14 protein-coding genes are annotated in these 21,644 nt (G+C 30.0%); all 14 read left to right on the top strand.

The window, feature by feature from the left end:
* Positions 1 to 230 precede the first annotated feature (230 nt).
* Positions 231 to 1,505, top strand: coding sequence for an IS91 family transposase (locus tag DWX74_RS09675; protein WP_118549765.1), 1,275 nt, complete (start codon positions 231 to 233; stop codon positions 1,503 to 1,505).
* 87 nt (positions 1,506 to 1,592) lie between these two features.
* The gene (locus DWX74_RS09670) at positions 1,593 to 1,820 is read left to right on the top strand and encodes a hypothetical protein (protein ID WP_118549764.1); all 228 of its coding nucleotides are present in this window, start codon (positions 1,593 to 1,595) and stop codon (positions 1,818 to 1,820) included.
* 253 nt (positions 1,821 to 2,073) lie between these two features.
* Positions 2,074 to 2,967, top strand: coding sequence for a sulfite exporter TauE/SafE family protein (locus DWX74_RS09665; RefSeq protein WP_006439717.1), 894 nt, complete (start codon positions 2,074 to 2,076; stop codon positions 2,965 to 2,967).
* Between the two features lie 600 nt (positions 2,968 to 3,567).
* On the top strand, positions 3,568 to 4,491 hold the full coding sequence (locus DWX74_RS09660) for a sulfite exporter TauE/SafE family protein (protein ID WP_118549763.1): 924 nt from the start codon (positions 3,568 to 3,570) through the stop codon (positions 4,489 to 4,491).
* Positions 4,492 to 5,177: 686 nt separating this feature from the next.
* Positions 5,178 to 6,089 (top strand): sulfite exporter TauE/SafE family protein, encoded by a 912-nt coding sequence (locus tag DWX74_RS09655; protein WP_118549762.1) that lies wholly within the window; start codon positions 5,178 to 5,180, stop codon positions 6,087 to 6,089.
* A 293-nt stretch (positions 6,090 to 6,382) separates the two neighbouring features.
* Positions 6,383 to 6,952: a methyltransferase domain-containing protein gene (locus tag DWX74_RS09650; protein ID WP_286164318.1), complete on the top strand. Its 570-nt coding sequence runs from the start codon at positions 6,383 to 6,385 to the stop codon at positions 6,950 to 6,952.
* Between the two features lie 120 nt (positions 6,953 to 7,072).
* Entirely contained in the window at positions 7,073 to 7,246 is a 174-nt protein-coding gene (locus DWX74_RS11130) for a hypothetical protein (RefSeq protein WP_158573265.1), read from the top strand.
* Positions 7,247 to 7,309: 63 nt separating this feature from the next.
* Positions 7,310 to 9,073, top strand: coding sequence for a sigma-54-dependent Fis family transcriptional regulator (locus DWX74_RS09645; protein WP_118549760.1), 1,764 nt, complete (start codon positions 7,310 to 7,312; stop codon positions 9,071 to 9,073).
* Between the two features lie 568 nt (positions 9,074 to 9,641).
* On the top strand, positions 9,642 to 10,949 hold the full coding sequence (locus DWX74_RS09640; protein ID WP_118549759.1) for an L-cysteine desulfidase family protein: 1,308 nt from the start codon (positions 9,642 to 9,644) through the stop codon (positions 10,947 to 10,949).
* Between the two features lie 751 nt (positions 10,950 to 11,700).
* On the top strand, positions 11,701 to 14,946 hold the full coding sequence (locus tag DWX74_RS09635) for a helicase-related protein (protein ID WP_118549758.1): 3,246 nt from the start codon (positions 11,701 to 11,703) through the stop codon (positions 14,944 to 14,946).
* Between the two features lie 15 nt (positions 14,947 to 14,961).
* Positions 14,962 to 15,723, top strand: coding sequence for a DUF4391 domain-containing protein (locus DWX74_RS09630; protein WP_118549757.1), 762 nt, complete (start codon positions 14,962 to 14,964; stop codon positions 15,721 to 15,723).
* A 153-nt stretch (positions 15,724 to 15,876) separates the two neighbouring features.
* The gene (locus DWX74_RS09625) at positions 15,877 to 17,727 is read left to right on the top strand and encodes a DNA methyltransferase (protein ID WP_286164321.1); all 1,851 of its coding nucleotides are present in this window, start codon (positions 15,877 to 15,879) and stop codon (positions 17,725 to 17,727) included.
* A 2-nt stretch (positions 17,728 to 17,729) separates the two neighbouring features.
* On the top strand, positions 17,730 to 20,711 hold the full coding sequence (locus DWX74_RS09620; RefSeq protein ID WP_118549756.1) for a type III restriction-modification system endonuclease: 2,982 nt from the start codon (positions 17,730 to 17,732) through the stop codon (positions 20,709 to 20,711).
* 133 nt (positions 20,712 to 20,844) lie between these two features.
* Positions 20,845 to 21,384 (top strand): hypoxanthine phosphoribosyltransferase, encoded by a 540-nt coding sequence (hpt, locus tag DWX74_RS09615; RefSeq protein WP_118549755.1) that lies wholly within the window; start codon positions 20,845 to 20,847, stop codon positions 21,382 to 21,384.
* The last annotated feature ends 260 nt before the right edge of the window (positions 21,385 to 21,644 follow it).

Below are 21,644 nucleotides of genomic sequence, written 5' to 3'. Positions count from 1 at the left end.
TTACCGAATATCTATTTTAAGAGCAGCAAAGAGTATATAGACAAAATCTTCTCCAGGCTTCGACGTGTGTGTGAGTAATATATTTTGTTGTATTTAAAATATGAACTGCTACCCGTAGAGTGGACTGTCAAAATAAATAAAAGTTAAATTTATCATCCAGCAAGGTATTTTCCTTGCTGGATATTTTTATTCCTAAGGAAATTATAATAATTTAAAACTGTGGAAAACTTATGTACAATAGTAATATGAATGTATTGAAAAAACAAAAAGATGAAAAAATCATTAAGAAAATATTAAAAAATCACTTTGAAGAATTCAAACTAAAATATTGGAATAAAGTTAGAAGAGAAATGAGGGATCAGATAGAAAATACTGTAATAAAGGCTTTAAATTGTGGAAATATAGAAAAAGGATATATAAAACATAAATGTATAGACTGTGGAGAGGAGTATATTCAAGGGTTCACTTGTAAAAGTAAGTTTTGCACAAAGTGTGGAAGAAAATATTCTATGGAATGGGCAGAAAAACAGGTAGAAAATATTCTTGATGTTTCTCATAGACATGCAGTTTTCACAATTCCAGAGGAGTTAAGAGTCTATTTCTACAGAAAGCGAGAGCTTTTAAAAGATTTACAAGATGCTACATATAAGGTATTAGATAGTTTTCATAAAAAGAAAACAAAGGGAGATTATGAATTAGGGGTAATTGCTGTAGTACACACTTTTGGTGGAGATTTAAAATGGAATCCTCACATACATGCCTTATACACCGAAGGTGGAATAGATAGAAATAATAAGTGGTTTAAAAAATTAGATTTCATACCGTATACATATATGAAAAAAGTATGGCGAAAGTTGGTACTAGATATAATAAAAAACAACTTTAGAGATAGAAAAACTAGAAATTTGATAAATAAGTTATATAAGAAAGAATTCTATGTAAATGCAGAAAGACGTTTAACTAATATAAAACAGGCAACTCAATATATAGGTAGATATTTGGCTAGACCAGCTATCGCTGAGTATAGAATAATTAATTACGATGGGAAAAATGTAACTTACTGGTATGAAAACAAAAAACCTAAGGGAAAAAGAGAAATAACTGTAAATGTATTAGAATTTATAGGTAAAATAACCCAACATATTCACCCGAAGGGTTTTAGAGTTGCAAGAAGATACGGTCTATATTCAAGAGTAAAAAATAAATTAAGCATAGAAATATTGAAATTATATAATTTTATGAGACACAGAAATATATCTAAGCTGATAAAAAAGAAGAATACAGTAAAGAAAAATTTTAAAGATAGATTAATAGAATCATTTGGAGTAAATCCTTATATTTGTAAAAAGTGTGGAAAAGACATGATTCTATGGGAAATATGGCATTATAAATATGGATTAATATATAATGTACTAGATAAATCAAATTATAAAAGAATAATCTACGAAGAAATTATAGAAAAAGAAATTTCTTTGAATACAACAACACAAATAGAATTATTTTAAAAGTCTATTAAATAGGCTAGCTTTGCTATACTCAAATATAAATAATAGTGTATAATTAGTGTAATTAAAATTATTAGGAGAAATAGTATGCTAAAAGAATTAGAAGAAATGAGTAAAGGACAAAAGTTATACAATTATGAATGTAAGTCTTGTGGATTTGAAAAAGGAGTACCAGAATTTATATTAGAAGAACTAAGACAAGATGCATTCTTTTCATTGGGAGCGATAGCTTCGCTAAATGAAAAAAATATGCCAGAATTAATTTGTCCTAATTGTGGAGCTAAATTTGAATACAAAAAAACTGACGACCGTTAGGTGTCAGTTAAAGGTACTGTCACAAGAACACCTTTTAAAGGTGTTCTGTGGCAGTATTTTTTATTTTTGATAAGCGGTTTCCAATGTATACAGATATTTAGAATTATAGTATAATTAATAACGTCGCTTTTAAAAGAGATTAACATGTTGAAAAGTAGGAAAAATTTTGGAAAAATGTTGATATCTTGAGGAAAAGTGGATAACTACAAAGATATACCGGCAGCTAAGTGCGCTGGATATATAGGAGGACAAAATGATAAATTTAATAAGAATTATACTACTATCATTTACTGGAATGCAGGGATTTTTAATGATTAGCGATTATTCTAAAGCTAAAAGAGAAAATCGACTAGAAGATGAAAGCTGTGTAAAAGCCGGAATAGCAGGGATGGTAGGTAACTTTTTCGACACATTGGGGGTAAGTTCCTTTGCTGTCATAATAGCTATGGGAAAAGCTATGAAGATGAAATTTAAGGATAAAGAGCTCCCAGCAATGCTAAACATATCTTGTGCTATACCAAATATAACGGAAGCACTGATATTTTTAACAGCTATAGAGGTAGATCCAACAACACTTGTGTCTATGTTAATAGCTGCAGGAATGGGATCTTACATTGGAGCAGGAATTGTAGAAAAACTAGACGAAAAGAAAATACAGCTTGCTATGGGAATAGCACTATTTATAACTGCGAGTGTAATATTTATGGGACTTCCATGGGTAAATCTTCTTCCAGTTGGAGGAGAAAGCATAGGTCTTTACGGTTCAAAACTATTCATAGGAGTAACATTAAACTTCATATACGGAGCATTAATGACAGCAGGAATAGGACTATATGCACCATGTATGGCAACTACATATATACTTGGAATGTCACCAAAATGTGCATTCCCAATAATGATGGGATCATGTGCGGTACTTATGCCAATAGCGAGCACTAGATTTATAAAAGATGGGCACTATCCAAGAAAAACATCACTATGGATAACAATAGGTGGTGTTGTAGGAGTATTTGCTGCAGCATATATATTTAACTCAATGCCAATGAATATGGTAAAAGTATTATGTGTATTTGTAATATACTACACATCTTATGGAATGCTAAAAAAAGCATTAAAAAGAGAAGAAAATAAATTAATAGAAGCATAAATAAATTAATAAAGATAGATATCTTGTTGTAAAGATATCTATTTTTTTATTACATAAAAAAACGAATAAATTATAATATTACTTAAAAAATATTAATATATAAAAATAGACTAAAATTATATAAAAATACACAAATATAGAAAAAATAAATAAAAATAGAAAATAAATTAAAATAATAAAATAAAAATAGCGAGCAGAATATTTTGATAAATAGTATAAATTTATTGATAATACTTCTATTATAGAAGAAGTATATAGAAAAGGTTAAAAAAGTAGCAAAAAAATACGTTTATTCTATACAAAAAAAGCATAAAAATTTGTGATTATGTAAATTAAACAAGCTATTTACAGTAAAAATAGCGCAATTTTATTCATAAATGATATAAATTATGTAAAAAATAATTTAATTAATATAAAAACACAATCATTTCAAGTTGAAATTAATTTATGCCAAATTAACTATATTGACACTTTAAAAAATATAGTTAAAATTATAAGATGTAAGGATAAGAAATTAGCTAATTTTTGTACAAGTAAAAATAATTTTAGTGAAAATTTAAACTAAAACAGTAGGTTTAGAGTAAGGGGAGCAAACACAAAATGGTAAATGCAATAAGAATAGTTTTTGTAGTACTGACAATAGCATATCTATCAGTGCTATTAAGAGATTTTAAACGTGCAAAGGATACAGGACTTTTAGAAAAAGAAGAAGAAGGCTTTGGAAAAGCTGGAATAATAGGATTTATAGCAAACTTCGCAGATACTTTAGGGATTGGAGCATTTGCACCAATAGTTGCTATGTCAAAATTTACAAAAATGAAAATACACAATAAAGAAATACCAGCAATGTTAAACATAGGATGTTGTGCATCAGTAATGACAGAAGCATTTATATTTACAACAACAATAAAAGTAGATCCAACTACACTTATTGTTATGCTAGCAGCTGCTGGACTTGGTTCATATATAGGAGCAGGTATAATATCAAAAATGGACGAAAGAAAAGTTCAGCTAGTAATGGGAATAGCATTATTCATAACAGCTATATTAATGTTCCTAGGATTACCATGGATAGACTTGATGCCAGGTGGCGGAAATGAAATAGGATTAACAGGAACAAAACTAATAATAGGTGCTGTAGGAAACTTCATATTAGGAGCGCTAATGACAGCAGGAATAGGATTATATGCACCATGTATGGCGCTAGTATACTTCCTTGGAATGTCAGCAAAAGTTGCATATCCAATAATGATGGGATCTTGTGCAGTACTTATGCCAGTAGCTAGTATAAGATTTATAAAAGAAGGCAACTACCCAAGAAAAGCTACATTAGGAATAGTAATATGTGGAGCTATCGGGGTTGTACTAGCAGCAACTTTAGTTAAAAACCTACCTATGGATATAATGAAAGCCATAGTAGTTGTAGTAATACTTTACACTTCTTACAGCATGTTAGCACCACTTGCTAAAGCTAGAAAAGCTAAATTAGCAGAAGGAAATGTAACAGGAGTAGTAAACGAATAGAATTATAAAAACAATAAACCTTATATAAAATTGTAAATGACTGAAATATTTTATAATAACTTTAAAATCAAGAATGTGTCGCGTACTTTCCCAAAATATAGAAAGTATGCGGCACATTTTTATTTTTTGTCAGGAAAACATTTCTTAAATTCATTTCAATTAAAAAAATATATAATAATAAAAATCACTCAAAAATAATAAAAAAATAAATATTAAAAAGTATCGAAATACTTCAAAAAAACGATTTTTACAACGTAAATAATAATATAAAATTATGAATAAAATATTGCAAAGAATAAAAAGTTTGTTTACTAAATAACTCGAATTTATAGATACATAAATATTACTTATGTTTAAAAAGTGAAGATAAAATGAAATTATTCAGAAAAATTAAAATAATATAAAAAATAATTAAAAATATTACAAATAAATGGTGATTATATTAATATAATAAATAAAAATTGTCTAAAAAAGAAATAAAATATTGCAAAAGATAAAGATGCTTGTTATAATAATAACTTGAAAAGGGAAAACAATATCTACAGGTTTAAGCAATTGATAATAAAAAGCTATAAAACCTGTAAAAAAGGAAAATTTGCTTGAGTAAATTAAATTTATATTAGTAAAAAAAGAGAAATAAACCGAGAACAAAAAACAAACTAAAAAATTAAAAAAGGAGAATTAAAATGGCAACTCTAATAAGAATAATGTTAATCGGATTTACATCTATGTTCGCTGTAGTTTTTGGTAAAGATTTCAAAAAGACTAAAGACGCAAATCAGCTAGAAAACGAAAGTTTCAAAAAATCAGGAGCAATAGGATTTGTAGCTAACTTTGCAGATACTCTAGGAATAGGTTCTTTCGCAATAGTTGTAGCTATGTCAAAAGCATTAAAATTAAATGTAAAAGACAAACACATACCAGGGATGCTTAACGTATCATGTACAATACCAGCAGTTTTAGAAGCGCTTATATTCATAACATCAGTAAAAGTTGATCCAATAACACTTTTATCACTTCTAATAGCAGCTGCAGCAGGTTCTGTAATAGGAGCTAAAATAATATCAAAACTTGACGAATCAATAGTTCAGATAGTTATGGGTGTAGCTTTATTTATAACAGGTATAGTAATGTTCTGCGGATTACCATGGATAAGCTTAATGCCAGGTGGTGGAACTGCATTAGGATTAAACGGAACAAAATTAATAATAGGTATAGTTGGTAACTTCATACTTGGAGCACTTATGACAGCAGGAATCGGACTATATGCACCATGTATGGCAATGCTTTACCTTTTAGGAATGTCAGAAAGAGCTGCATACCCAATAATGATGGGATCTTGTGCGATGTTACTTCCATTCTCAGGTATGGAATTCATAAAAGAAGGACAGTATCCAAGAAAATCTTCACTAGGAATAACTATAGGTGGTATATTTGGTGTATTCATAGCAGCATTCATAGTTAAGAGTCTACCAATAAACATACTAAAAGTTTTAGTAATATGTGTAATATTCTACACAGCAACAACAATGTTAAAAGCAGGTTTAACAAAATTAAAAGAAAACAGAGCTGGAAGTATGGATTTAAATGTAGACTAGTATAAAAATTAATATATATTTATTGTGGAAAAGAGGGCTTTTGCGTTAATGCAAAGGTCCTTTTTTGAATTTAAAAAATACTGAAAAATCAAGCAATATCTTTTTATTTTTAAATCAAAAAAAGTATTGAATAGTTGATGGTTTGGGACTATAATCTATCATATGGAAGAAAATTAAATTAGGTTATTACACTTTATGTCCTTTATGATAAAGGATAGCTATTTTTTGGAGTCCTTATTATATAAGGGCTATTTATTATTAATATTTTAAAAAGGGTTAAAGAGGTGAATGTTGTGAAAAAAGTATTATTTCATTTAGCTGATGAAGATGAAAAGCTTAGCGGCAATGGAATTGATTTTCTTTTAAACCATCTTGACTACAGTATAGGTGAAAAAGTACTACTTGTAGGAGATATCGGGCGTTTAGGGAAAGAGCTAAGATTAAGTGGCTTAAACGTAACAATACTTGAAGATTCAGATTATGAAGATATGTGCTATTCTCTAGTGCACAATGAAAACTGCAATTTTGTAAAAGGAAAATTAGAATATCTTCCTTTTGAAGACAATTATTTTAGCAAGGTTATTGTTCTTGAACAGTTTAACCATACTAGCAACTATGAAAAGGCGTCTTCAGAAATAAGTAGGGTTCTAAAAAATAATGGAGATCTTATACTTGAAGATCTTAATATGGATAATATAAAAAATAAGATGAAATATTTAAAGAGAAGAATATGTGGCCTTTGTGCAAATCACTGCAATCCAAGTGATATAAAGAGAATATTCTCTAATTTAAGATTTGATGGGGTAATGGAAGATTTCGAAAGCAAGAAATATGTTTATGTAGCTAGAAAGAGAATGTTATAATTCTTATAGCGATAAATATAAAAAGCAACATTAACAGAATGTAAAAAATATAATAGAATGATATAATTAATAGGTCTGGCATTTTATGCCAGACCTATTTTAGAATAGGGAGATGATTTTTTGATAAACTACGAGATAGTATTTGTCGTTCTTCTGTTTATGGTTCTTGTATCAATTCAGTTTACGTTGAACAAAATTTACGTAGAATTGAAGGATATTAAGAGAATGATGAAGAACAAGGAACTAGAAGAAATAACAGAAAAGGAAAAGAAGTTTGACTCATTTAGATTTTAAATTTATAGATATAAAGTTATTTGAATTTAAGACTCACAATTTTAGAAAGGATAGGTAATTGTTATGAAGATTGAGCTAGCTTATATAAAAAACGATATACAAAATATAGCAGATGCAATAGAAACTGTATTAAAAATAGATGTAACAATAGTAGACGAAAATCTTATCAGAATTGCGGGTACTGGGAAATATATAAGTAAGATTGGCGAGCAAATAGACGGATATGCTTTTAAGAAGTCACTACAAGGCGGAGAGGTGATAGTTATAGATAATCCAAAAGTTAGCCCTATTTGCAAGGAGTGTTGTAGAGCGGGAAATTGTAACGAATTTGGGGAAATATGTTGTCCTATAGTCTGTGACGGGAAATCTTATGGTGTGATAGGCCTTATAGCATTCTCTGAGGAGCAGAGAAAGATAATTGAAACTAATAGCGATGGAATGGTGAATTTCCTTACGAGAATGGCAGATTTATTGTCTGGGAAATTAAAAGCAGCTATAAAATCTTACGAACTCGATATTGAAAAGAAGAAGCTTGAGACTTTGGTAGATGGTATGGATAAGTCTGTAGTGTCTATAGATGTCGATGGCAGAATTGATAGATACAATCTTAAGTTTAAAAAGATGTTCAATATAAAGGACGATATTACAGGGAAGATTATTTTTGATATTTTTAAATTTATCAAAATTCCAGATAAGTATAGAAAGGGTCACTCTTTTAGTGCAAGCTTTAACTACAAGGGTGGAGGAAAGTCTATTAAAGGTATCTACAATATGAGTAGGATTGAGCTTAATGGCGAGATTAAGGGCTATGTTATAGACTTTACCGATAAAAAAGAAGCTATTAAAAACTACAACAAGATGAATAAAGATAGAAGTATAATGATTGATAATATAATCGGTGAAAGTGAAGCTATTAAAAAGGTCAAGAAAGAGACGATTATGGCAGCTCAATCTGTGTCTACGGTTCTTATAACTGGGGAGAGTGGGACAGGTAAGGAGCTGTTTGCCAGAGCAATACACAATCACAGCAAAAGAGCTGAGTATCCATTTATCGCAGTAAACTGTGCAGCTATTCCAGATAATTTGCTAGAAAGTGAGTTATTTGGATACGAGGAAGGTGCATTTACCGGTGCTAGAAAAGGTGGAAAACTTGGTATGTTTGAAATTGCCCACAAGGGAAGCTTGTTTTTAGATGAGATTGGGGATATGAGCTTGCATCTTCAGTCAAAGCTTCTTAGAGTGCTTCAGGAGAAAGAAGTGAATAAAATTGGTGCGAAGTCTAATATTGAAATAGATGTTAGGATAATTGCAGCTACAAATAAGGATCTTGAGAGTATGGTTAAAGAGGGTACGTTTAGGGAGGATTTATACTACAGGCTAAATGTAATCCCTATAAAGCTGCCTAGTCTTTCTCAGAGAAAGGGAGATATTCCGCTTCTTATAGATTATATGATTAGAGAGTATTCTGTGAAGCTTGAGAAAAATGTCGAGGGAATTGATGAGGTTGCGTTGGATAGGATGCAAAAGTACGGTTGGCCAGGAAATGTTAGAGAGCTTCAAAATAGTATTGAGTATAGTGTAAATATGGCTCAGGGTAGCGAGATTACAGTCGATGTTCTTCCAAAGTCTATTCTGGAGTATGAGGAGAAGTTTGAGGAAGATGAGACTTCTGCTATAGAAACGTTAGAGGATCTTGAAAAGAGAGAGATACAGAAGGCGTTGAAAAGATATGGAGTATATAAAAAAGACAAAGAATTGGCAGCAAAGGCCCTAGGAATATCGAGGGCAACTCTTTATAGAAAAATTGAAAAGTATGGAATTAAGTAACGAAGAATGAATATAATAATTCACTCTCCAGACTCAGTCATCACAAGGGTATCTCATCAGAGATGAAATACCGCAGTGATGACTTCATATTGTCGAGTGAGATTATTATATTTCATTCTTATGTATACTAATTCCATAAGTTTTCAATTTTATCTATAAAGAAGTTGACCTTTGGAAAGAGATGAAGTTGGAGAAGTTTGTTTTTTAGGTTAATATGAGAGTAGTTTTAGAGCAGTTTGTTTATATTTATATATATTCTCATTTTGAGATTATTTCTCAAAATGAGATTTTTTTATGCCTAAAATGAGAAAAAAATATTTTTGAAAAGTTGATAATAAATATTTTTGAGATGATAATATAAAAAAATAATAGGTTTAAAGCTAGTTATATAGCCAAGTGTAAAGTTTTATGAAAATATTTTTTGAACTTTGGCACGATATATGCTTATTATATATGGCGTGGAAAGGGTTATTAGATAATCCAAATGTATGAACAGAAATTTATTTAGAACTATTTAGAAATTTGCTATTGAAATACGAGAGATATTAGATTATATGGAGGGTGTACGATGAGAGATATAAGAAATGAATTAGTTGAAATGTTAAGAAATGAAGTTAAGCCAGCAGTTGGATGTACAGAACCAGTTGCATTAGCTTTAGCTTGTGCAAAAGCTAAGGAACTTTTAGGTGAAGAAGTTATAGATAATAAGATGTTAGTAAGTAACAATATATTCAAAAATGGAATGGGTGTTGGTATACCAGGAAGTAAGATATTAGGATTAAAAGTTGCAGCTTGTATGGGTATAGTTGGTGGAAAATCTGCGGACGGATTAAGCGTTCTTGAAGGTTTAACTGAAGAAGAAGTTAGAGAATCAGAAAAATATTTAGAAGAACATACTATATCAGTAGAGCCAACTGAATCAGCTGATAAGATATACTTAGAAGTTATGTTAAAAGGTGCTAATCATGAAGTATTAGTTAAGATAAGAGGAAGACACGATAACTTTACATATCTTGCAAAAGATGGAGAAGTTATATTAGATAATGAACCAAAAGAAGTAAGTTCAACAGAAAATGTAAAAGAAGAAAGAAAAGAAACTTTAATGGACAATGCTACAGTTGCTGAAATAGTTGACAATGTAGAAAAAATGGACTTTGAAGATATAAAATTCCTTCTTGATGGTATAACAATGAACAGAGCTATGGCAGAAGTTGGTTTAAGAGAAAAAACTGGTGTTGGTACTGGTTTCGGAATTAAAGAAGCTATAAAAGCTGGAGAATTAGGTGATGACCTTGTAAACTACGCAATGATGCTTACATCAGCAGCTTCAGATGCTAGAATGTCAGGTGTTAAGATGCCAGTTATGAGTTCAAACGGAAGTGGTAACCACGGTTTAACAGCAATACTTCCAATAGCTGCATACAACGAAAGAAATCCTCAGAGCGATGAAAGAGTTGCTAGAGCTTTAGCAATATCTCATTTAATAACTGCATACATCAAAAACTTCACAGGTAGATTATCTCCAATGTGTGGATGTGGTGTTGCAGCAGCAATAGGATGTACAGCAGGTCTTTCTTGGTTAATGGACGCTGAACAGTCTCAGATAGAAGGAGCTATGGAAAATATGATAGCTAACTTAAGTGGTATGATATGTGACGGTGCAAAACCAGGATGTGCTTGTAAATTAGCTACTGCATCTTCTGCAGCAGTTCAGAATGCTATACTTGCTAAGAGAGGATGTATAGTTCCAGGACTTAATGGTATAGTTGGTAGATCTGTTGATGAAAGTGTTAGAGCATTAGGATGCGTTGGAGATGAAGGAATGTCTGTAACTGACAACGTAATACTTGATGTTATGAATGAAATGAATAAATAAGCCTTTAAATAATCTTAAAATATAATTTTTCAAAAATGCCGTATCGATTTTCGATGCGGTATTTTTATTTTGTGAGGTGTGCGATAGAAACAACCTTCTCTCCAGACTCAGTCATTACAAGGGTATATCATCAGAGATGAAATACCGCAGTGCTGCCTTCGTATTGTCGAGTGAGGTTGTTTTCTATTGCACACTTTTTGTAAAAATAGCAATCGAAAATCGATGTCGGATGCTTTTGAAATTATGTTTGTAAGAATTATTAAAGGCTTATTTTGCGTGGGGAAGTATATGACAAAAAAAGTAAAAAACCACCAAACTATTGGACGTAGTGGTGGTTTTACTATTACTTTAAAACTTAGTTTTAAAAGAGAAAAATAACCTAGCTACCTTCTAAAAGTTATTCTTATCTCTTTTTATATTGTACCATATTAAAAAAATTGAGATACCTTTTGAAAGATTTTTAACTTTAAAATATTACTAGGGAGATGATATTTGTTAAGTTATAGATTTGAATTTAATAGATATGGAAGTTAAGAGAAGGATGAATAAAAGAAAATAAATTATGATGGATACTGTGTCAATTACGACACAGTATTTTTTTTACTATTTTTTACATCTTTCTATTAACCTAAATACGTTTTATAATAGATAATAGTAGATTGCAATAAAAAATACTTATAAATAAAAATAAAAGGATAAAATTAAAATATTTTAATTACAGAAAACGATTAATCAAATAAGGAGTAAGTTCATGAAGCAAAAAATTATAAATAATAGGCAGTATGGTCTAATCGGGGATTGTATCAAAGAAAATATAGAAAATGGATCTAAGTTATCTATTACATCTGCATACTTTACTCTATATGCTTTTGAGGAATTAAAAGAAGAGTTTTCTAAGATAGAGGAGCTTAGATTTATTTTTGGAAGACCTACATTTATAGAGAATAGTAATGTAAAAATACAGGATAGAATTAGAAAACATGAAAGAGAAATATGGGGATTAGAAGAAGAAAGAAAGTATAAAAATGACTTAAATCAGGCTTATATAGCTAGAGAAATGGCTAAATTTATAAAAAATAAAGCTAAAATAAAATCTGTAATATCAAAACCTAATAATGGAAATGTTTATCATATTGAAAACAAAGAAAAAGATGATGCGGTAATAATGGGGCCATTTGGCTTATCGTCTCCAGGGCTAGGATATGTAAATTCAAATGAATTTGGGGAAAGTAATTATACTGATGAAAAGAAAATTACAGATGCTATAAAAAATGAATTTGATAAAGTCTGGAATAATGAAGAAATGCTAAAAGATGTAAAGAGAGATATGTTAAATAAAATAAAATTGTTATATAAAGATAATTCATCAGAATACCTATACTTTGTAACACTTTACAGAATATTTGAGGCATTTTTAGAAGAAAATGAAAAGAAAGATGTAATTCAGGGAAGAACTGGATTTAAAGATACAGTTGTATGGAATAAGCTTTATGATTTCCAGAAGGACGGAGTTGTAGGAGCTATAAATAAAATAGAAAAATTTGGTGGATGTATAATTGCAGATAGTGTTGGGCTTGGTAAGACATTTGAAGCACTTGCAATAATAAAATACTACGAATTAAAAAACAACAAAGTACTAGTATTAGCACCAAAAAAATTAAGAGAAAACTGGTCTGTTTATAGACAGCAAAACGATACAAGAAACCCTCTATCTGATGATAGATTTTCTTATGATTTATTAAACCACACTGACTTATCAAGAGATGGTGGAAAGAGTGGAGGTATAGATTTGGACTATGTAAACTGGGGAAACTACGATTTAATAGTAATAGATGAGTCTCATAACTTCAGAAATAACCAACCGAGAAAAGATAGAGAAACAAGATATGGAAAATTAATGAACAATATAATAAAAGCAGGTATAAAAACAAAAGTACTTATGCTATCTGCTACACCAGTAAACAACAAATTGGACGATTTAAAAAATCAGATATCATTTATAACAGAGGGAGACGATGCAGCACTAAAGAAAACTGCTGAGATAAAAAGTATAAAAACTACATTATCAAAAGCTCAGACAACATTTAATAAATGGGGTAAACTTCCACAAGAAGAAAGAACATCTCAAGCACTCATAGAAATGCTAAACGGAGACTACTTCAAACTACTGGACTCGCTTACAATAGCTAGATCAAGAAGACACATAGAAAAATACTACAACACAAATGAAATAGGTGAATTTCCTAAAAGACTAGAGCCTATAAACATAAAAGAGGGAATAGACACAGAAGATGAATTCCCAGAATTAAAAGTAATAAACGAAAAAATCCTAAAACTTAATATGGCTGTCTACTCTCCAATGAAATACATACTACCTACAAAAATAGACTATTACGAAAAGAAATACGACACTATAGTAAAAGGTGGTAAATCAAAACTAAGACAGAGAGACAGAGAAACAAGCATAGTGTATCTGATGAAATCAAGCTTATTAAAAAGACTAGAAAGCTCAGTTAATTCATTTGGAAAAACACTAGAGAAAATACTTTATAACATAGACAAAACATTAGAAAAAATAAGCAAAGTTAACTATGAACATTCATACAAACTTGAGGATATAGAAGAATTAGAGGATGATGAATTAAATGACCTATTAATAGGAGATAAAATAAAAATATTTGTAAATGACATCGACAGACTAAAATGGGGACAGGAATTAGAGCATGATAAGGAAATAATCTCAGAAATACTATCATATTCTAGAAAGATTGATGCAAAAAGAGATAAAAAACTAAACGTACTAAAAGAGCTAATAACTAAAAAAGAAAGCAACCCAATAAATGAAGGAAATAAAAAAATAATCATATTCACAGCATTTGCAGATACAGCAAAATATTTATACGAAAATATAAATGAGTGGGCATTAAAAGAATTTGGGTTATACTCTGCATTAGTTGTGGGAAGTGATAAACCAAAAACTAACTTAAAAATAGGAAAATCAGATTTCAACAACGTATTAATCAACTTCTCTCCAAAATCAAAGGAAAGAGGTAAGATGAACCTAAAACAGTATAAAGAAATTGATATATTAATAGCTACAGACTGTATAAGTGAAGGTCAGAACCTACAGGACTGTGACTATCTAATAAACTACGACATACATTGGAACCCTGTTAGAATAATACAGAGATTTGGTAGAATAGACAGAATTGGAAGTACTAATAAATGTATCCAACTTGTAAACTTCTGGCCGTCTATGGAACTAGAAGAGTATATAAATCTTGAAGTTAGAGTAAAAGAAAGAATGACTATGCTAGATATATCTGCAACAGGTGAAGAAAATGTAATAGATAAAAACAGTAATGTTATGAAAGACTTAGAATACAGAAGAACTCAGTTAGAGCAGCTACAAAATGAGGTAATAGATCTTGAAGACGTATCTGGAAGTGTATCTCTGACAGACTTCACTATGGATGATTTCAGAATGGATATGCTAAACCTAAAGGATAAATACGAAAAATATGTCGATGAAATACCTAATGCGATATATTCTTTAGTAAGAAATAATAATGAAAAAATAGAAAATGAAGTAAAACCAGGTGTGATATTCTGCTTGAAAAAGGTTGATTGTTATGAAGAACGGAATGAAAATAACTTAGTTTATCCATATTATCTAGTGTATGTTGCAGATGATGGAGAAATATTATACAGCCACACAAATGTGAAGAAAATACTGGATATATATAGATCTCTTTGCAATGGAAAAGATAAAGTATTAGAGGATTTGGTTGAAGAGTTTAATAAAGAAACAAAAAATAATAAAAAGATGGATAAATATAAAAATCTGCTAACTGAAGCTATTGACGATATACTTGGTAAAGTGGAAGATGAACAGACTATGGACTTATTCAACTTTGGTGGATTTGAGAACTTAGTATCTTCATCATCTTCTAATAATGACGAATTTGATATAATATCTTATCTAATAGTAAAGTAGGAAATAGGTGAGAATATGGGAAATAAAATATTTGAAATATTAGGTTTAGATGGAAAAATAGCATATCAAGGTAAAAAAATTACAAAGAAAATATTCCTATTAAGTACAGATTTGTCAAAATCACACGAAAGGGTATTTAATGAAGAAATAGGTAGAATAGAGCTTAGCTATGTATTGGTTAGCAGCAATATAAATATAGACACATATAAAGATGGAGAAAGGAACTATTCATCTGTTGGATATATATATGCAGGAGTTAAAAAGACGGAAAAGATGGATCAAATAGCTAGAATAATACATGGCTCATTTCCAGATCCGACAGTTATAATATTTGCTAGTGATGAAAAAATCTCAATAAGTACTGCACTAAAAAGAAAAAGTAAAAATGACTCTAATAAGGTAGTAGTGGAAGAGTTAAATACTACAAATTGGATTGATTTAGAGAACTTGGATGAGGATACGGAGAAGTTTTTAAATTCAATAAGTCTTAGCAGCTTGGATTATACTAATTTCTTTAAATTCTATAAATCTATGCACGATAGTATATACTTGTTTAATAATCTGGATATAACAGGTCAGTTTAGTGAAGATAGTGAAATTCGGAAAAGAGATAGGGCGGAAGTTGTACAGGAGATTAATGCATTGGAGAAAGAGTTTGATGCTATTGTAAAGAAGTTGAAAAAAGAGAGTAGGATGAGTAAAAAGATTAAGTTGAATGTAGAAGCAACGGAGCTTAGAAGAAAGATTGATGATTTAAAATTATTAGTAAAAGAATAGAATTTAATAGGAGAATGTATAAAGTATTAGAAGTCGATTAAAAATGAGAAGTCATTTTAATCGACTTTGTTTTTTTTTTCACAAAGTGTGCTAAACTATAATATTGGGAATTTATAAAAATTATATAGTTGGAGGACGTTTAAAGTGAAAAAAATGAGCGGAAAAAGTTTAGATTTGTTAGAAAAAAATATTGATATAATACAGAAAACGTTTCCTGAAGTTATGACGGAGGAAGAATTTAATGGAAAGGTTGAAAGAAAAATCGATTTTGATAAGTTAAGACTTCTTCTTGGAGATGATGTAAGCGATAGAGAAGAAAGATATGAGCTTAGATGGAATGGAAAAAATGATGCAATAAGATTTGCTCAAACTCCTTCAAGTGGGACTTTAAAACCAGATAAAGAGAGCAGTAAAAATTGGGATGATACGGAAAATTTATATATAGAAGGAGATAATTTGGAAGTATTAAAATTACTTCAAAAGTCTTATTTTGGGAAAATTGATGTTATTTATATTGATCCACCATATAATACAGGTAGTGATTTTATATATAAAGATAATTTTAAAGATAACATAAAAAATTATAAGGAGCAAACAGGCCAAGATATGATTTACAACCCAGAAAGCGACGGAAGGTATCATACTAATTGGTTAAATATGATGTATTCTAGATTAATATTAGCAAAAAATTTATTATCAGAGGATGGAGTTATTCTTATTAGCATAGATGAAAATGAATTTTCCAATTTAAAAAAAATTTGTGATGAAATATTTGGAGAAAGTAATTATTTTGGAGATTTAGTTTGGGAGGCTACAACACAACCAAATAACTCTGGTATAGCTAGGTTTGGATTACAGAAAAAAACAGAAACAATACTTTTTTATGCAAAAGATAAATCAAAAGTAAAAGGTTTTGAACTTGAAGAGATAGAAGGTAAATTAAAATATCCACATAAAGGGAAATTGGGAGCATGTCGCTTTGAAATAATAGAAAAATCAGATTCTGGGTCATATAGTAGGCCAACTATGAAATTTCAAATACTAGGGAAATATCCACGTGAAGGAAAAAGATGGCAAATTGGAGAAGAAACAGCTAGAAAATTAGAAAAAGAAGGGAAACTTGAAGTAGTAGATGGAATAGTAAAAAAAGCAGTTTACCCTGAAGATGAGATGGATAAAAGGCAGTATAAACCTTTTTGGTCATTATTAAATTCTGAAATAGTTGGAACTGCACAAAATGGGAAAGAGGAACTTAATAATTTAATGGGAACTCCAATTGGTTTTGATACAGTGAAACCAATTAAGTTAATAAAACAAATATTATCTTACTTAAAAAAAGATTCTTTAATATTAGATTTCTTTTCAGGGTCTGCAACTACAGCTCATGCAGTTATGCAACTTAATACAGAGGATGGAGGAAGTCGTAAATTCATAATGATTCAGCTTCCTGAAATGACTAAAAATGATAGTGATGCAAAGAAAAACGGATATGAAAACATCTGCGAAATAGGTAAAGAGCGTATTCGTCGTGCTGGAGATATGATAGTAAATGAAAACAAGGACAAAGAAGGAATAGAAGATTTAGACATAGGATTTAAAGTATTCAAATTAGACAGCTCTAATATAAAAGAATGGGATGGATACTATGAAAATTTAGAAGAAGTTTTAGAAGGAAGAAAAGACATAATAAAAAATGGAAGAGCTAACGAAGACCTATTATACGAAATAATAATCAAAATGGGTATAGAGCCAACTGTCTCAATAGAAGAAATAAAATTTGGAGAAAAAACAATCTACAATATCGGAATGGGTGCTTTATTAATATGCCTAGAAGATGAGATAACAGAAGATTTAGTAGCAGAAATACCTAATCATAAATCTATAATCAACGAAATGGATACAAAAGTTGTATTCAAAGAAAGTGGATTTAGAAGTGATAGTGCTAAGATGAATGCTATACAAAAATTAAAACAGTTTGGAATAACTGATGTAAGGAGTGTATAGATATGAAATTAAAATTCAAATCAAACTTAGGCTATCAAAATGATGCTATTAAATCAGTAGTTGATATATTTAAAGGTCAGCCAAGAACAACATCCCAGTTTACAGTACTTACTGGAAAAACACTTGGAGATATGCAGCAGGAAATGGGGGTTGTCTATGGCACTGCTGGGATAGGGAATAGATTAGAGCTTAATGGAGAAGACGTATTGAAAAATGTCCAAGATATACAGATGAGAAATAATCTAAAGAGAAGTTCAAAACTAGATGGAATGAATTTCACTATAGAGATGGAAACAGGAACAGGAAAAACTTATGTATATTTAAAGACTATATATGAGCTTAATAAACTATATGGATTTAAGAAGTTTGTCGTAGTTGTACCTTCAGTTGCGATAAGAGAAGGAGTATATAAATCACTTCAAATAACAAAGGAACATTTTGACAGTATATTTGACAATGAATCTGCTGAGTATTTTGTTTATGACTCAAGTAAATTAGAATTGGTTAGAAATTTTGCTACATCTAGTGCAATACAAATAATGATAATAAATATAGATGCTTTTAGAAAAGGATTTGAAGATCCATCAAAAGAAGATAAGGCAAATATAATTCATAGAGCACAGGATAAGTTAAATGGACAGAGACCGATAGATTTAATTAGAGAAACAAATCCGATAGTGATAATAGATGAGCCACAGAGTATTGACACAACAGATAAATCTAAGGAAGCAATAGCATCATTAAATCCTATGTGCACACTTAGATATTCTGCAACTCATGTAGATAAATACAATATGGTGTATAGACTAGATGCAGTTGATGCCTATGAGCAGAGATTGGTTAAGAAAATCGAGGTATTATCTGTTAGAAGCGAGGAAAGTTTTAATAAACCATACATAAAGCTAGTAAAAGTAGATGAGAAAAAGGCTACCGTTGAGATAGATGAGCAGAAGAAGGACGGAAGTGTAAAGAGAAGCAAGAAAGTTGTTAAAGCTGGTGATGATTTATATGATAAGTCTGGTGGAAGAGAGTTATATTACAATCAAAATATAGAAGATATTAGCTGGGGAGACAGTAAATATATAAAAATAAACGGAAAGAAAATTTATCTTACTGAAGCTATAGGAGATATAGACGATGATGAGATAAAGAGATTTCAGATAAGAAAGACCATAGAAGAGCATCTCGAAAAAGAGATTAGACTTAATAAGAGAGGAATAAAAGTTTTAAGTTTATTCTTTATAGATAAGGTAGCTAATTATAGAGAGTATGATAAAGATGGTGTTGTTAAGCTTGGGAAATATGCAAGAATGTTTGAGGAAGAGTATGAGGATTTAATCAAGCAGGATAGATTTAAGACTAATAGAAATATTGGTTTGTCAATAGACTCAATTCACAATGGATATTTTGCCCAAGATAAGAAAGGTATGTTAAAAGATACTAAAGGTAATACTCGGGCAGATGAGGATATATACAATCTGATAATGAAAGATAAGGAAAGACTACTAGATATGTCAAATCCTTTAAGATTTATATTCTCTCATTCAGCACTTAGAGAGGGGTGGGACAACCCTAATGTATTCCAGATTTGTACTTTAAAAGATAGTGCTGGTACATATATAAGAAAAAGACAGGAAATCGGTAGAGGTCTAAGACTTTGTGTAAATCAAGAAGGAGAAAGAGTTCACGATGACACTGTAAACACATTAACTGTAATGGCTAATGAATCTTATTTAGAGTTTGTAGATAGTTTACAGAGAGAATTACAAGAAGATACAGGAATTAGATTTGGTATTATTGAAAAACACTCATTTGCAAATGTTAAGAGATACGATAGAGAGTCTGATAAAGATGTATACTTTGGATACGATAAGTCTGAGAAGTTATACAATTATCTTCAAAAGAACGAGTATATAGATAGTAAAGGTAAGATAAAGGATAAATTAAAATATGAGATAATAGCACTTGAAAATAATGCCCCAGATAGCGATAGATTCTCACTTCAAGATGCAGAGTTTAAAGAATTCTTTAGAGGTATTGTGGAAGAACTTTCAAATAGATGTAAATCTTACGAAATAAAAGATGCTTCTAAAAAGAAAAAAGTTAATCTAAATAAATTGGTTGTGGATAGTAAAGAATTTATAGATTTATGGGAAAAAATAAATTCTAAAACAATATATACAGTTAATTTTGATAGTGATAAATTGATAAAGAGATGTGTAGATGAGATAAAATATATGGATAAAATAGAATCTCCTAAGTTAATAGCTAGAAAAGATAAGATAGATATAAGCAGGGGTGCCGGAGTTGTAACATCTGGAGAAATAGAAGAAAAAGAGGATATTAGTACTAGAAATTATTTACCAGATATTATAACAGAGTTACAAAATAATACAGAACTTACAAGAAAAACTATTATAGATATTCTTATAAAATCAGAGAGATTAGAAGACTTTAAACAAAATCCACAAAAATTTATCGAAACTGTGACTAAAATAATAAATAGCAAGAAGAAATATTTTGTTACAAGTGGAATAGAATATGAAAAGATAGATGATTGTTATTCTATAGAAATGTTCCAAAATGATGATGAAACTCTTTTAGCATACTTAAATGATAAGGTAATAGATAGTAAAAAATCGCCTTACGACCATGCTATTTGTGATTCAGATGTTGAGATGAGTTTTGCTAAGAAATTTGAAAAAGACCCTAGAGTAAAAGTGTATGTTAAGCTGCCAAACTGGTTTAAGATAGATACTCCAGTAGGCAAATATAATGTAGACTGGGCGCTAGTTATGCAGAAAGATGGTCAGGATAAGTTGTATTTTGTAATTGAAACAAAAGGAACTGAAGTAATTAATGAGCTTAGACCAACAGAAGAAGCAAAGATAAAATGTGCTAAAAAACACTTTGAAGCAATAACAAGTGATGTAGTGTTTAAGGCTCCTGTTTCAAAAGCAGAGAAATTTATGTTGAGTATATAATTTTTTATAATGGATATGTATTATATAGAGAAAATATACGTTTAAGTAGATAGCATTTTTCTATTAAACTATTGAAAATACTCAATAATTCGTATAAAATAATCTGTATAATAAAAAAATCGGAGGCCAGAAAATGGACATAACTAAAAAGAAATGGGAAACAATGTACACAGAAGAAGACATTGCAAAAAGAGTAAAAGAACTTGGAGCACAGATAACAGAAGACTATAAAGATAAAAAATTAATGGTAGTTGCACTACTTAGAGGAAGCTTTATATTCTGCGCAGACTTAGTTAGAAGCATAGATTTACCACTTAGAGTAAACTTCATGACAACATCTAGCTATGGAAATTCAGAAGAAACTAGTGGAACAGTTAAAGTATCTTCAGATGTAACTGTAGATTTAGAAGGATACGATGTGCTTGTAGTTGATGATATAACTGACAGTGCAGTGACTATGGATTTCGTACTTAAACATTTAAAAGCTAAAAATCCAGCGAGCATAAAAAGCTGTGTGCTACTAGACAAACCTTCAAGAAGAAAAGTTGACCTAGTGCCAGACTACTGTGGATATGAAGTAGAGGATAAATTCGTTGTTGGATACGGATTTGACTGTGGAGATTACTTCAGAAACGTACCATACATATTCAACGTAACAGACGAAGATAGATAATTAGAGAAATAGACCTTTGCATATTTACAAGGGTCTTTTTGTATAGGGTATATAGAATTTTTTCTGTAAATAAGCCCTCTATGGCTTAAACTACCGTTAGGTAGTATAATATACTTAAAATAATTTATGAGTAAATGGCTAACGCCTTTGAATACATAATATTATTTATTTTGTTGCAAGTCAAGAAAACCAGCAAAAAAAGCCGGTTTTCTTGACTTTTTTAATTATTACAATCTATCTTCATACATTATTGAAAGTTC

Origin of the sequence: Peptoclostridium sp. AF21-18 (genome assembly GCF_003478825.1) — a bacterium.
In the GTDB taxonomy this organism is placed as follows: domain Bacteria; phylum Bacillota; class Clostridia; order Peptostreptococcales; family Peptostreptococcaceae; genus Peptacetobacter.
The sequence above is the reverse complement of the archived record's forward strand: the minus strand, read 5'-3'. Positions and strand labels throughout refer to the sequence as shown.

Coding starts and splice junctions, on each gene's coding strand:
- DWX74_RS09675 (WP_118549765.1), top strand. CDS start 231: ATGTACAATAGTAATATGAATGTATTGAAAAAACAAAAAGATGAAAAA.
- DWX74_RS09670 (WP_118549764.1), top strand. CDS start 1,593: ATGCTAAAAGAATTAGAAGAAATGAGTAAAGGACAAAAGTTATACAAT.
- DWX74_RS09665 (WP_006439717.1), top strand. CDS start 2,074: ATGATAAATTTAATAAGAATTATACTACTATCATTTACTGGAATGCAG.
- DWX74_RS09660 (WP_118549763.1), top strand. CDS start 3,568: ATGGTAAATGCAATAAGAATAGTTTTTGTAGTACTGACAATAGCATAT.
- DWX74_RS09655 (WP_118549762.1), top strand. CDS start 5,178: ATGGCAACTCTAATAAGAATAATGTTAATCGGATTTACATCTATGTTC.
- DWX74_RS09645 (WP_118549760.1), top strand. CDS start 7,310: ATGAAGATTGAGCTAGCTTATATAAAAAACGATATACAAAATATAGCA.
- DWX74_RS09640 (WP_118549759.1), top strand. CDS start 9,642: ATGAGAGATATAAGAAATGAATTAGTTGAAATGTTAAGAAATGAAGTT.
- DWX74_RS09635 (WP_118549758.1), top strand. CDS start 11,701: ATGAAGCAAAAAATTATAAATAATAGGCAGTATGGTCTAATCGGGGAT.
- DWX74_RS09630 (WP_118549757.1), top strand. CDS start 14,962: ATGGGAAATAAAATATTTGAAATATTAGGTTTAGATGGAAAAATAGCA.
- DWX74_RS09625 (WP_286164321.1), top strand. CDS start 15,877: ATGAGCGGAAAAAGTTTAGATTTGTTAGAAAAAAATATTGATATAATA.
- DWX74_RS09620 (WP_118549756.1), top strand. CDS start 17,730: ATGAAATTAAAATTCAAATCAAACTTAGGCTATCAAAATGATGCTATT.
- hpt (WP_118549755.1), top strand. CDS start 20,845: ATGGACATAACTAAAAAGAAATGGGAAACAATGTACACAGAAGAAGAC.